This window comes from Neorhizobium sp. BT27B (assembly GCF_050455485.1).
In the GTDB taxonomy this organism is placed as follows: domain Bacteria; phylum Pseudomonadota; class Alphaproteobacteria; order Rhizobiales; family Rhizobiaceae; genus Neorhizobium.
On sequence record NZ_JBCIYT010000014.1, the window covers coordinates 53,184 to 67,129 of the forward strand.

The 13,946-nt window shown below is 59.0% G+C and carries 12 protein-coding genes; 6 read left to right on the forward strand and 6 right to left on the reverse strand.

Translation table 11 applies throughout. The features are described from left to right. Positions 1-27: 27 nt before the first annotated feature. From AAIH70_RS26630 to AAIH70_RS26655, 6 genes are all read right to left on the reverse strand, one after another. Positions 28-939: an ABC transporter substrate-binding protein gene (locus AAIH70_RS26630; protein WP_132279957.1), complete on the reverse strand. Its 912-nt coding sequence runs from the start codon at positions 937-939 to the stop codon at positions 28-30. Between the two features lie 108 nt (positions 940-1,047). Continuing rightward, the gene (locus AAIH70_RS26635; protein ID WP_430036715.1) at positions 1,048-1,932 is read right to left on the reverse strand and encodes an AraC family transcriptional regulator; all 885 of its coding nucleotides are present in this window, start codon (positions 1,930-1,932) and stop codon (positions 1,048-1,050) included. A gap of 429 nt (positions 1,933-2,361) precedes the next feature. Beyond that, entirely contained in the window at positions 2,362-3,432 is a 1,071-nt protein-coding gene (locus AAIH70_RS26640; protein ID WP_132279963.1) for an ABC transporter ATP-binding protein, read from the reverse strand. A gap of 22 nt (positions 3,433-3,454) precedes the next feature. Beyond that, entirely contained in the window at positions 3,455-4,252 is a 798-nt protein-coding gene (locus AAIH70_RS26645) for a carbohydrate ABC transporter permease (RefSeq protein WP_132280142.1), read from the reverse strand. A 79-nt stretch (positions 4,253-4,331) separates the two neighbouring features. Further along, positions 4,332-5,291 carry a carbohydrate ABC transporter permease gene (locus AAIH70_RS26650; RefSeq protein WP_430036718.1) on the reverse strand — a complete coding sequence of 320 codons (960 nt, stop codon included), beginning with the start codon at positions 5,289-5,291 and terminating at the stop codon, positions 4,332-4,334. Between the two features lie 107 nt (positions 5,292-5,398). Continuing rightward, positions 5,399-6,694 (reverse strand): extracellular solute-binding protein, encoded by a 1,296-nt coding sequence (locus AAIH70_RS26655; protein ID WP_132279966.1) that lies wholly within the window; start codon positions 6,692-6,694, stop codon positions 5,399-5,401. Between the two features lie 225 nt (positions 6,695-6,919). On the opposite strand from AAIH70_RS26655, the gene AAIH70_RS26660 reads away from it, so the two are divergent. The 6 genes from AAIH70_RS26660 (at position 6,920) to AAIH70_RS26685 (ending at position 13,928) form a co-directional block, all read left to right on the forward strand. Beyond that, positions 6,920-8,119, forward strand: a complete 1,200-nt coding sequence (locus AAIH70_RS26660) for an ROK family transcriptional regulator (protein WP_132279969.1) — start codon at positions 6,920-6,922, stop codon at positions 8,117-8,119. Between the two features lie 36 nt (positions 8,120-8,155). Then, on the forward strand, positions 8,156-9,259 hold the full coding sequence (locus AAIH70_RS26665) for a Gfo/Idh/MocA family protein (protein ID WP_132279972.1): 1,104 nt from the start codon (positions 8,156-8,158) through the stop codon (positions 9,257-9,259). A 20-nt stretch (positions 9,260-9,279) separates the two neighbouring features. Beyond that, positions 9,280-9,921 (forward strand): ThuA domain-containing protein, encoded by a 642-nt coding sequence (locus tag AAIH70_RS26670; protein WP_132279975.1) that lies wholly within the window; start codon positions 9,280-9,282, stop codon positions 9,919-9,921. Between the two features lie 322 nt (positions 9,922-10,243). After that, entirely contained in the window at positions 10,244-11,899 is a 1,656-nt protein-coding gene (locus AAIH70_RS26675) for a LytS/YhcK type 5TM receptor domain-containing protein (RefSeq protein ID WP_207908332.1), read from the forward strand. Further along, a complete protein-coding gene (locus AAIH70_RS26680) occupies positions 11,896-12,627 on the forward strand; it encodes a LytR/AlgR family response regulator transcription factor (RefSeq protein WP_132279978.1) in 732 nt (243 codons plus the stop codon). The genes AAIH70_RS26675 and AAIH70_RS26680 overlap by 4 nt, the downstream gene beginning before the upstream one ends. A 101-nt stretch (positions 12,628-12,728) precedes the next feature. After that, on the forward strand, positions 12,729-13,928 hold the full coding sequence (locus tag AAIH70_RS26685; protein WP_132279981.1) for an OFA family MFS transporter: 1,200 nt from the start codon (positions 12,729-12,731) through the stop codon (positions 13,926-13,928). Positions 13,929-13,946 lie beyond the last annotated feature (18 nt).

Consider the following 13,946-nt stretch of genomic DNA (forward strand, 5'->3'; position numbering starts at 1 on the left):
AAATTGGCGAGGGCGCTCGGGAGGCGCTTACCAGCTGAATTCGGCAGCGTTTTCCTTGGTAACCGGGCGAACGTCGATCGGCACTTCCTTCGGCACGACGCGGGCGCCCCACTTCTGGGCAAGTGCCATGGCAAGACCGACGCGCACCTGGTCGCGCGGGAACTGCGCCGTCGTCTGGATGAACGGCGTACCGTCGGCGATTGCCTTCACCGCTTCCGGCGCACCGTCGACAGACGTCAGTTTCACATCGCGACCGGAGCCCTGGATTGCGGCGAGAGCGCCCATCGCGCCACCGTCGTTGACCGAGAAGATGCCCTTCAGGTTGGGGCGCGACTGCAGCATGTTTTCGACGACGCCGAGAGCGACGGAGCGGTCCTGCCGGCCGTTCTGGGTATCGACCAGCTTGATGCCCTTGAATTCGGCAAGCGCTTCCTTGCAACCTTCGACACGCTGCAGGATCGGAACGACGGGAATGCCATCGAGGATGGCGACTTCGCCTTCGCCGTTCAGGGCCTTGCCGAGCGCCTGGCACGACTGGTAACCGGCATCCTTGTTCTTGGAGCCGACAAACGTATCGACCGGGCCATTGGCATTGGCATCGACGGCAACGACGATGACATTCTGAGCCTTGGCGGCATTGACGGCAGCCTCGACACCGGCGGAATCCGTCGGGTTGAGAAGCAGGATATCGATCTTCTGCTGCAGCATGTCCTCGACGTCGGAGATCTGCTTGGCAACGTCATGGGCGGCATCGGTGACGACGACTTCGGCGCCGAGCGACTTGGCGGCCTCGTCGAGCGCTTCCTTCATCGACACGAAATAAGGGTTGTTCATTTCCTGAAAGGTCATGCCGATCTTGAGTTTCGCATCCTGCGCAAGCGCCGAACTTGCAGCAAGCGTGGCGACGGCAATCGACAGCATGGTCAGAGTCTTTTTCATCCCAGTATTCCTCCCTTTGGACGACATCAGGCACAGCCCGGCCGTTTCCGGAAAGCACCACGCTTTCCGAATTGCATTTCCCCGAAACGGGGGATTCAGTTGACTGCTCTATTCCGCGGCTTTGAACGCTCCGTTGGCCGCAAAGGTCGCGCGGAATTGCGAGGGCGACATTCCCTTGGTCTTCTGGAAATGCCGGTTGAAATTCGAAAGATTGGAGAAGCCGATTTCGTAGCAGATCTCGGCAATCTTCACTTCGGGCCGTGTCAGCAGCGCCAGGCAGGCGAGATCGATACGCAACTGGTTTCTGTAGCGGACCAGCGTCGTGCCCGTATGGCGCTTGAAGGCCCGCGAAAACGAGCTCGGACTATGGCCGACCATATCCGCCAGATCACGCTCATCGACCTCGTCGGTCAGATGTTCGCGCAGATGGGCGATGGCGCGGTTGATGCCGCTCTCGTTGATGTTGGACAGATCCAGTTCATAGCTGAGGCTTGCCAGCACCTCCGGCTCCGGCGCGGTCGCCAGCACGTCGAGGATTTCCCAAAACAGCGCCAGCCGCCTTATGCCCCGCGTTTCGATCAACCGCTCGATTATAGGACGCACCGTGTTGCTGGTCGCCTTGTCGAACAGCAGGCCACGATGGCTGCGCTCGAGAAGCGGAACCATAGCCTCCATTTCCACCATGCCGGCAATGCTGTTGTCTATGAACTTCTGCGGAAACTGGATGACAAGCGAGCGGGCCGGCACAATCTCATCCGGCTCGATTTCGGAAATCCAATTCTGCGGCAAATTTGGGCCGGTGACGATCAACTGGCCGGGTTCGAAGCGACCGATATGGTCGCCGATATAAAAGCGGCCGGAGGTCGCGACGACGAGGTGAATTTCATATTCAGGATGATAGTGCCAGCGAACCGTCCGAAAAGGATAGCCGTGCGTCCACGCGGCGAAGGATTCGCCTTTGCGGATATGGACGAGTTCCAGATCGGGTTGCACAGCGTCTCCTCCTACCGAGCGCACACATTAGCGACCGAAATCTGCAAACCTCCGATTTTGCAAATTTGATCGTTGCCAGGATCATAAGCACTGAAACACCGGCATCTCTACATCAGTGCGCAAATTAAGATGATACTTTTTTGACGCTCTCGCAGCTATCATTGCACATCTTTATCCGATGCTGCGGCGCACCCGTTGACGGGTCCGCGTGCCATGTGGCCAAACGAAATCGACGGTAGATCAGGTTAAAAAACGAGGGATTTCATCGCGAAGGTGGATGCGTCGGAACACGATCCGACGGCACGAGAAGCGCGTTGCGATGCGATAAATTGGGGGCAGTGCTGTCCTGCCGACAGTGTATGTCAAACATGCGCCGGCAGACGCGACAGCCCGCCGACTTCAATCGACAATCCGGTTCGATCAAACGAATTACAGAGCTATTCCAGTTTCCCGATCGAACACATGCACCTGTTCGGCAGCAATGCTTGCCTTGAACAGCGAACCATAACGCTGCGGATATTCTCCATCGACGATCGCGGTGACCGGCTGGCCGGCAAGGTCGAAGATCACGTGTGTCTGGGCGCCTGTCGGTTCGACAAGCAGGGTTTGGCCCGTCAGTGCCGTGCCGGTTTTTCCTGGAGCCAGATGTTCAGGCCGCAGGCCGATCTTGATCGACTGACCACGCTGCACCTTGCGATCCTGAGCAATGCGAATTGCCGTGCCGTCCGACAGTCGTGCGGCGGCCTCCCCACCCTCGGCATCGATCGTGCCATCAAGCAGGTTCATGGCGGGCGAGCCGATGAAAGCTGCCACGAAAAGATTGGCAGGGTTCTTGTAAAGGTCCATCGGCGTGCCCTGTTGCTCCACCCTTCCCTGATTGAGCACCACGATACGATCTGCCAGCGTCATCGCCTCGATCTGGTCGTGGGTGACGTAGATGGACGTGGTTTTGACCTTCTGGTGCAGGGTCTTGATCTCGGATCGCATCTGCACGCGCAGCTTGGCATCGAGGTTCGACAGCGGTTCGTCGAACAGGAAAACGGCGGGGTTACGAACGATCGCCCGTCCCATTGCCACGCGCTGGCGCTGGCCGCCGGAAAGCTGGGCGGGCTTGCGCTCCATCAGCGGCAAAAGATCGAGCATGCGGGCGGCTTCGTTGACCCGCTCGGCTATTTCAGCCTTGGCTGCGCCGGAGAGCCGCAGGTTGAAGCCCATGTTTTCGGCCACCGTCATATGCGGATAAAGCGCATAGGACTGGAACACCATGGCGATGTTGCGCTCGCGCGGCGTCAGGTCGTTGACGACGGCATTGTCGATGATGATGTCGCCACCGGAAATATCCTCCAGCCCGGCGATCATGCGCAAAAGGGTGGACTTGCCGCAGCCGGACGGGCCGACCAGCGCCACGAACTCCCCCTCCTCGATGGACAGCGAAACGCCGTGAATGACTTCGAGTGCACCAAAAGCCTTGCGGACCTCTGAAAGTTCTACGGATGCCATGGTTGATCCTCCGGTCCGATGATCAGGATTTGACGGCGCCGGCGGTGAGACCGGCGATAATGTGTTTCTGAGCCAGGAAAAACACGATGATGGTGGGCAGGATGGTGAGCGTGATGAAGGCCAGCACCAGCTGCCATTCGGTATTGAACTCGCCACGATAGATCATGATGCCGAGCGGCCAGGGGTAACGGCTCTCCGAATTGAGCATGATCAGCGGCAGGATGTAGCTGTTCCAGCTGCCGACGAAGGAAATGATGCCGACCGTGGCGATGATCGGCCGCGACAACGGCAGCGTCACATGCCAGAAAAACCGCATGTACCCGCAGCCATCGACGAAGGCGGCGTCGAAGAGTTCCGAGGGCAGGTTCCGAAAATAGTTGCGGAACAGCATGATGCTCATGCCTGTGCCGAACGCCACCTGCGGCAGCACCACGCCCCAATAGGTATCGACCAGGCCGAGATCGCGGATGCGGATATAAAGCGGCAGGATGGCGGTTGCGGCCGGAAACATCAGGCCGATCAGAAAGTAGTTGAGCAGGTAATCCGAGCCGAAAAAGCGGATATGCGCAAAACAGAAGGCCGCCATGGCGCCAAAAGCCAGCGTCAGGAAAACCGTCAGCAATGCGATCACCAGCGAATTACCCATCTGCAGCCAGTAACGCTGGCTGACGATGATATCGCCATAGTTCGACCACTGCCATTCCGTCGGCAGGCCGAAAGGATTGCCGCGCAGATCGCTGAGCGATTTGAAACCGCCGAGCGCGGTGCTGATCAGCGGCACCACCACAATGGCGGCGACGATGACGAGCGCGGCATACATGTAGATCTGTGTTGCGGTGCGCAGGCGCTGGCCGGAACCGGGCGCCGTTGCCGCATCGATGGGTGGGGATGTGGCGATATCAGTCATGGCGCATGAATATCCGCTTGTAGCTGAAGGCGAGCGTGACGCAGATGACGAACAGCACGACGCCAACGGCGCTGCCGAAACCAACCTGCATGCGGGTCACCCCGAAATTGTAGAGGAAGGTCACCATGGTCTGCGTCGAGTTGGACGGGCCACCACCGGTGAGCGGCATGATCATGTCGAACAGTTGCAGCGAGCCGACGACCGCGAAGAAGACGGAGAGGCGTACGGTGGAGCCGAGCAGCGGCAAGGTGACCAGACGAAACTTCTGGAGACCGGTGGCGCCATCGATATCGGCGGCTTCCAGTACGCTCTTGTCGATCGCCTGCAGACCGGCGATGAACAGCATCATGTGAAAACCGAAATATTTCCAGATGACGACGCCGAGGATGGCGTACATGGCGGTATCGCGATCGGCCAGCCAATAGGGCGGCTCAGCGCCGAACAGATGCGCGATGCCGCCGACCAGACCGAAATCACCATCATAGACGAAACGCCAGATCATGCCGGCCGCGACATCGGCGAGCACGTAGGGCAGGAAAAAGATCAGACGGAAAAACAGGGCGCCATGGATGCGGCTGGAAATCATCGTCGCCAGCCACAAAGCCAGCGGGATCTGGATCAGGATCGATGCAACAACGATCATGCCATTGTTGATCAGTGCCTGGCTGAAGGCGCCGTTGCGGAAGATCAGCTGGTAATTGCGCCAGCCGACCCATTGCGACGGCAGGCCATAACCGTTCCAGTTATAGAACGAGTACCACGCTGCTTCGCCCATCGGCAGAATGACGAGGACCGTGAACAGCATCAGCGCTGGCGGCAGGAATAACAACAGAACCGGCCATTTGCTGTGTTTCAGAGAACGCTTGCGGCGTTGCAAAGTCGCACGCGGCCCTGTCTTCCCATTTGCCGGGGCAAAACTCCTGCCGGGCATGGTTGTTTCGCTCATGCTCATTCGCATTCCTCATCTCGCACGGACGGGGCGGTATGTCGGTAAAAGCATCACCTGCGCTCCCGCTCCGGAGGTCAAAACCCCATGGAGCGGGAGCGCAGGTGCAATGCCTATTGGCGCTCGAGGGAATAGGCATCCTCGATCTGCTGGGCGGCATCGGCAGGCTCCAGTCCGCCGGAGACGATCTCGACGCTGACATCGTTGACGACAGCACCGACATTCGGCCCGAGATCCTGATCGAGAAAGTTCTGGTGCCAGGTTTCCTTGGCAAGCGTTTCAGCGACCTCTTTGAGGAGCGGCTTGGCAATCGCCTCGCTTGCGCCCTTGGCCACCGGCATGATCTGCGTGTCCTTTGCCAGACGTTTCTGGACATCGACGCTTGCCATGTAACGCAGGAACTCTTCGGTTTCGGGTGGTGCGTTTTTCGTCACCGCCCAGCCATTGAGGCCACCGAAACTGTCGGTGACGACACCGGGAGCGCCTTCAATGGTCGGGAACGGGAAGCGCCCGATATTGTCATCCGCCAATCCCTTGCGGCTGGTCGAGTTGGAGGCCTGCGTGGCCGGCGTATTTTCGAAGCTGAGGATGATCGCGGCACGGCCATCACCGAAGGCGGCAAGCGCATCATTCCACGTCGCACCGAGATAACCGTTCTGGAACGGCTGGAGCTTGCCGAGTTCAGCCAGATGCTGGCCGGCCTTGACGAAAGGTTCGGCGATGAAGCCGTCGTTTTCGCCCGCCTTGGCATCGGCAAAACCCTTCTGACCGGCCTCGCGCATGGAAAGATAACTCCAGTAGAAATGCAGGGGCCATTTATCCAGGCCACCGCCTGCGATCGGCGTGACACCCGCATCCTTGAGGGTCTTCACCGCCGCCAGAAAATCATCCCAGGTGGCGATTTTTGACGCATCGACGCCTGCCTTCTTGAACATTTCCTTGTTGTAGTAGAACGACACGAGGCCGCTCTTTGTCGGCGAAGCCCAGACCTTGCCATCAAAACTCAGGCCACTGACGGCGTTCGGATTGATGGAGGCGCGCCATTGACCGCCGTCGGCATCCAGCGCCGCATCGATCGGGCGCAATGCACCGGTTTCCGACTGCGCCTTCAGCACGCCGCCGCCCCAGGTGTAAAAGAAGCTTGGCGCATCGTTCGACTGCAACAAGGTCGGCATCTTTGCCTTGAAGGCCTGGTTTTCCAGGAATTGCAGCTCGATCTTGACGCCCGGATGCTTTGCTTCAAACTCCTTGGCGATCTGGTTCCAAAGCTCGATATTGCCCGGCACCTGCTCGACATGCATCCAGCGGATGACGCTATCGGCAGCCGCAGGACTTGCGGCAAAGCTGAAGGCCGCGGCAAGGGCCGCAGCAGTCGTAAACATGCGTGAACGGAAAAATGTAATGGACATCAAAGGCGCTCCTCCCAAAGCTCTTTTAATCCTCTATCCGAATTAAATAATTGAGGAGCCAACCCTCCCTGTCAATAGGCATCGCTAAAATTCCGCGCAAATGCCGATTTTTGACGCAATTCACACTCACACCTCTTGCGTAACCGCCAAAATCAGCCCTACAAAGATGCGATTTAATTCGCTTGGCGTAATAATTCGGGCATAATGCAAGGGCTGCGCGACAAGATGAAAACTGCCGACCCCGAACTGATGCGAGCCATGAACCGCCTGAGCGTTCTGGATGCGATCCGCAGACACGGACCGATTTCTCGCGTGGAAATTTCCGAGCGGACAGAGCTTTCCACCACCACCGTATCCGCCATTACCGGATCCCTGCTGGATGACGGCCTGATCCTGACCCGGCATGAAGGCGATATCCGCAATGCCGCGGCGCGCGGGCGGCCAAGGGTCATGCTGGAACTCAACCCGGCTGCGGCGCGTGTGGTGGGCGCCAAGATTACCGCAAGCCGCATGGTGTTCGTCGTCACCGATTTTCGCGGCGACGTTCTATCCGCCCTGACATTACCGATCCGGATCGACCGTCAGCCGATCTCGGTGATTGCCGACCTCGTGGAGGATGGCGTGCGACGCTGTGTCGTTGACGCCGAACTCTCGCTCAAGGATGTGCATAGCGTCTGCCTCGGCTTGCCGGGCGTGATCGAGCATCGCACCGGCCATATCCGTTCAAGCCCGATCCTGAAGGATGCGGACGTCGATTTCGCCGCGGAAATGTCCGCACGCCTGGGCACACCGACCATCATTGAAAGCGACGCCACCGCCATTACGCTGGCGCACCATTGGTTCGGCAAGGCGCGCGACCTTGAAGACATGGTGCTGATTTCGCTTGAACAGACGCTGGGCCTCGGCGTTTTGCATGAAGGCCGCTTGTTTCGCGGCGCCGGCGGCCTCAGCCATAATCTCGGCGACCTCGTGCTCGGCATGGGGCGGGACGGCGTTGTCCGGTTATCGTCGCAGGCCGGGGAAAACGCCATTCTGGCCGATCAGCAAGGTGACGGCGCCTTTGCGGAGGCAGTCAAGCTCGGGCGCGGCATGGCGCATGCACAGGCGCTCATCAGGTCGGACGACACCCTTCTGATTGCTGCGGCAATCAGAGCCGGCGAAGCGATCGGGTTCAGCATCGCCAACATCGTGACCCTGTTTGCGCCGCCGCGGGTCATCATTGTCGGCACGTCTCTGGCACTCGGCGAACCCTTTCTGAAAAGCCTGGGCGATGCCTATGCGCTCGCCATTCCGCCATCGCTGAAGGGAGTGAGCGAACTGGTTTTCGACGATTCGAACGACGAGTTCTGGGCACGCGGAGCAGCAGCCGTCGCGCTTTACGAGCTCTATGAATCACCATGGAGCACCACCGGACCAGCGCGCTGAACGTGCGCACAACCACACGCCATCGGGAGGAGAATGATGGAAAAAGTTGGTATCGGCATCATCGGATGCGGCAATATTTCGAGCGCTTACCTGAAAGCGATGACCGGCGATTTTCCGATCCTCGACATTCGCGGGCTGGCCGACCTCAATCGGGAGATCGCCAAGGCAAAGGCGGCTGAGTTCAATCTTCCGGTCAAGACCATAGATGAACTTCTTGCCGACCCGAAAGTGGAGATCATCGTCAACCTCACGGTGCCCAAGGCGCATGTGACCGTTGCGCTGCAGGCGCTGGATGCCGGCAAACACACCTATTCGGAAAAGCCGCTGGGCATCAACTTTGCCGAAGGCAAAAAGCTGGCCGAGGCAGCAAGAGCCAAGAGGTTGCGCATCGGCGCTGCACCCGACACCTTTCTCGGCGGCGGCCACCAGACGGCGCGCGGCCTCATCGATCAGGGCGTCATCGGCATTCCGGTCGGCGGCACGGCCACATTCATGTGCCCCGGCCATGAACGCTGGCACCCCAATCCCGGCTTCTATTACGAAGTCGGCGGCGGGCCGATGCTCGATATGGGGCCCTATTACATCACCGACCTCGTCAACCTGCTCGGCCCGGTCTCGAAAGTCGCGGGTTTTGCCACGACGCCACGATCGGAGCGCATCATCACCAGCGAACCGCGCAATGGCGAGCGCATTCCGGTGCAGGTGCCGACCCATGTGGCGGGCGTCATGGCTTTTGCCAATGGCGCCGTCGTGCAGATCGGCATGAGTTTCGATATCGCCGGCCACAAGCATGTGCCGCTGGAAGTGTATGGCACAGAGGGCACGCTGATCGTTCCCGACCCCAATCACTTTGGCGGCTCTGTGTCGTACCTCAAGAAGGGCGGACAGTTCGATGAACAGCCTCTGTCGCAACCCTATGCGGACGGCAATTTCCGCTCGATCGGCGTCGCCGACCTGGCATACGCGATCCGCAACAACCGGCCGCACCGGGCCAATGGTGATCTGGCACTGCATGTGCTGGAGGTGATGGAGGCGTTCCACACGGCATCGGAAGAGGGCCGCACGATCGAGATCAACATCGCGACGGAGCGGCCTGCCCCACTGTCGGCATCGCTGATCGACGGCAAACTGGCGAAATAATTTCAGGAGGAGATGAAATCATGCGGGAAGCACTTATCGTCTGGGGCGGCTGGAGCGGCCATGAGCCGGAAGAATGCGCAGCCGTCATCAAGGACATGCTGGAGGAAGACGGCTTCAAGGTCTATCTCGAACATTCGACCGAAGCCTTTGCCGACCCCTCGATCCACGACCTCAGCCTGATCGTGCCTATCGTGACCATGTCGAAGATCGAAAAGGAAGAAGTAAAAAATCTTGCCGCCGCCATTCAGGGCGGCGTCGGCATTGCCGGTTACCATGGCGGTGCGGGCGATGCGTTTCGAGAGTCGGTCGACTACCAGTTCATCATCGGCGGCCAATGGGTGGCGCATCCCGGCAATATCATCGATTACACCGTCAACATCACCCGCCCTGATGATCCGCTGATGGAGGGGATTGCGGATTTCCCCTACACATCAGAACAATATTACATGCATGTCGACCCCTCCAACGAGGTGCTGGCAACGACCACATTCACCGGCGATCATGCCTACTGGATCGACGGCGTTGTGATGCCGGTCGTGTGGAAACGAAAATACGGCGAGGGTCGCGTTTTCTATTCCTCGCTCGGGCATGTGGCCAAGGAATTCGACGTGCCGCAGATGAAGACGATCTTTCGTCGCGGCGCCAATTGGGCGGCGCGTTAAGCGCTCAGAGCCAGGCAGGGTGGGCTGCGCAACACGCAGCTCACCGGGTGATCGAGAACCAAGGTTTTGGTTGGATCATCCCGCCATAGCAGCAGCGCCGGCCCAAAGCGGCCTGCAAGTCCAGCATAAGATTTCTGCCGATTTGCGAAATATCAAGGCGCGATTTCAGTCTTTCAATACCTGTCATCAGGCAGCCCGGACACGACGAGGAGGAGCGTGTTTTCCGGGCGCGAAATGAGAGCAGGAATAAATGAAATTTGCCGCGACGCCTCGGGCACTTTTTGCCCGTCCGAAACACATCCAAGTCACGCGGTGACGGCAGATGATGCTTCTCGCCCTGTTCGAACGCGCATCGCTGATGCTGATGGTGCTGTTTTTCCTCGGCCGTACACGGCTGTTCAAGAATGCATTGTGGAAAGGAAAACTGAACGGTCTTGAACTGTTCGGGCTTTCGGCGCTGTTTTGCGGCTTTGCCGTTGGTGGAACCTATATGGGCATTCCTGTCGAGGGGGCGCTGGTCAATGTGCGCATCGTCGCCATCATGGCCGGCGGCATTCTGTTCGGCCCATGGGTCGGCATACCGGCCGGCATCATTTCCGGGGCCCACCGTTATCTCATCGATCTGAATGGCTATACGGCCATCCCCTGCCTGATCAGCAGTGTCTGCGCCGGCATTTTCGCCGTCGTCATTCATTATCGCGGCAGTCGCAAGTGGCTGTGGCTGTCCGGCAGCCTTGCCGGCATGGTGTGTGAAGCGCTCACCATGCTGCTGATCCTGCTGCTGACGCCGAACGGGATCGGCACGGGCATCGTCTCGCAGATCGCCTGGCCGATGATTGCCGGATCGATGTGCACAGGCATGATCATCAAGCGTATTCAGGATATCGAGGACGAGAAGGAGCTGACGGCGGCGCGCGAGGCACGGCTGGCGCTGATCATCGCCAACAGAACGCTGCCATTCTTCCAGAACCTGCAGGACGATACGTTGACCGAGGTTTGCGCGGTCATCCATGAATGCCTGGAAGCGGACGCCGTCGCGATCACCGATCGCCAGAGCGTTTTGGCCTATATCGGCACTGGCCATGAATATTATGACCAGCAATACCATAAACAGGTCAGCGCGCTGACCGCGGATGCGATCCAGAATGACCGCATCACCGTCGATAACAACCTGCGTCGTTATCCTGCCGCCAATTTCCGTTCGGTGGCCATCATCCCGTTGCGCGAAAACGGTCAGGTCACCGGCACGCTCAAGATCTTCTTCTGCCAGCCCGACAGGATTTCCGATTCCATGCGCGAACTGGCCGTCGGCCTGTCGCAGCTGATTTCGACGCAGATGGAACTGTCGCGCGTGAAAGTGCTGCGGGAGATGGCAGCCAAGGCGGAGTTTCGTGCCCTGCAGAGCAAGATCAACCCGCATTTTCTGTTCAATGCGCTCAACGCCATATCGTCACTGATCCGCCTGCGGCCCACGGAAGCGCGGCAGGTCATCGCCAAGCTAGCCGACTATCTGCGGCAGAACCTGTCGCTCAGTGACGGCATGATCGATATCCAGGATGAATTGCGACAGGTTGAGGATTATGTCGCCATCGAGCAGGCCCGCTTCGGCCCCAAGCTGACCGTCACTTTCGATGTCGATGACGTCAATGTCGATATCCCGAGCCTTTCACTTCAGCCTCTGGTCGAAAACGCCATTCTGCACGGCATCCAGTCGCAGCCGAAGCCGGGTACGGTTCACATCGCGGTCAAGCGGCTGGCTGACCGGATCAACGTCTGCATCAGCGATACGGGGCGTGGCATCGATCCCGATGTCATCGAACTGGTCGCCACCGGTCAGGCCATTCGTGACCGTATAGGCCTGATCAACGTCCACGAACGGCTGAAGCTACTGCACGGCAAAGGACTGACGATCCGCCGGCTGGAGCCGGGCACATCCGTCAGTTTTGACCTGCCGATCGCGCATGAGGAAGCAGCATGAAAGCCCTGATTGTCGAAGACGAATATCTGGCCCGCGACGAACTCGCATGGCTGATCGAAAACCATAGCTCCATCAAGGTGGAAGGCAGTGAGGAAGATGGTCTGGCGGCGCTACGCTATCTTCAGGGGCATGATCTCGATGTGGTCTTTCTGGATATAAACATTCCTTCGATCGACGGCATGACGCTTGCCAGAACCCTCAAGAAACAGGCCAACCCGCCGCTGGTGGTGATGGTGACAGCTTCCAAGGAACATGCCGCCGAAGCTTTCGAGCTGGAAGTGTTCGATTACATCCTCAAGCCGTTCAACGAGCAGCGTGTGGCCAACACGCTGCGCAAGCTGGAGGCCAGCCGCACCACTCCGGTTGCTGTCCCGGCTCCCGCTATCTCGCAAGCCAAGCGCACCGTCAATATTCAGCGCAAGGACAGCATCATCGTCCTGCCAAGCGATCTTATCTATTATACGCGTGCGGATGAGAAGCTGACCTATGTCCACACGGCCCGCGGCCACTACGTCATTCCGACCAGTATCGGCGATTTCGTGGAGAAGCTTCCCGGCGATACCTTTTTCCGCTGCCACCGTTCATGGTGCATCAATATCAGCAAGATCCGGGAGATTTCGCCCTGGTTCAATGGCACCTACGTGATCAAGCTGCACAACTTCGACGATGTCGAAATTCCCGTCAGCCGGTCGCATCTGAAGGAGTTCAAGCAGCTTATGCTGCTATGACTGCAGCTCATTCCAAGGATCTGCCACTTCACGCTTTTTTTCCACCAGCCGCATCGCGAAGGCGCCTAGATTTCCTCCGTATCCATTACGGAGTTAAGTTGATGAAAGCTCTTTCGAATTCGGTGCGGTACCGCACTCTCGTCGGCACAATCATGTGCCAGTTCGGTCTTGGCTCGGTCTATACCTGGAGCCTGTTCAACGAGGGACTGTCGTCGAAGCTGTCGGAGCCGCTGACCCAGGTGGCACTCACCTTCGGCCTTCTCAGCATGGCGCTGGCGGTGGCCTCGTCGCTTTCGAGCCGGCTTCAGGAGAAATTCGGTCTCAGGACCGTGGCCATCGGTGCCGGTCTCGGATTGGGCCTTGGATTGTACCTGACCTCGACGGCGGGAAGCCTGCCGGCCCTCTTTATCTATGGCGGCATTCTGGTCGGCGCAGCCGATGGCACCGGTTACCTGCTGACCTTGTCGAACTGCGTCAAATGGTTCCCGGAACGTAAGGGCCTGGCATCGGCCTGTGCCATCGGCGCCTATGGTCTCGGCAGCCTCGGCTTCAAATATCTCAACCTGACGCTGCTCACCCATTTCGGCATGGAGAGTGCCTTTCACATCTGGGCGCTGCTGGCCGTCCTGCTGGTGGTGGGCGGTGCGCTGCTGATGAAGGAAGCACCGCAGGTTCCCGTCAACGCTACCAGCGCCGGCACTCAGGACTATGCGTTGAATGAAGCGATCCGTCAGCCGAGATACTGGATGCTGGCATTGATCTTCCTGACGGTGTGCATGAGCGGCCTTTACCTGATCGGCGTGGCCAAGGATGTCGGCGAACGCTATGTCGACCTGCCGGCCTCGGTCGCCGCTGACACCGTCGCCATCATCGCCGCCGCCAATCTGCTTGGACGCCTCGTGCTAGGCATCCTGTCGGACAAGCTCGCCCGCATCCACATCATCAGCTTTGCCATCGCCTGCGCGCTGGCCGGCATGTCGCTTCTGCTCTTCGTTCCGCTCAATGCCTATTCGTTCTTCGTGGCGGTCGCCTGCGTCGCCTTTGCCTTCGGCGGAACGATCACCGTCTATCCGGGTCTGGTCAGCGATTTCTTCGGCATGGCCAATCTGGCCCGCAACTACGGCCTGATCTACCTCGGCTTTGGTATCGGCAGCGTCATCGGTTCGATCGTGTCGTTCACATTCGGAGGCTTTCTGCCGACCTTCTACATGATCCTGGCGCTTCTGGTCACTTCGCTGCTGTGCTCGATCAGCCTGTGGCCCAATCTTGGCGGCGCGCATGAGCCGATCCGTGCGCACTGACGGATCATCGGTAACAAG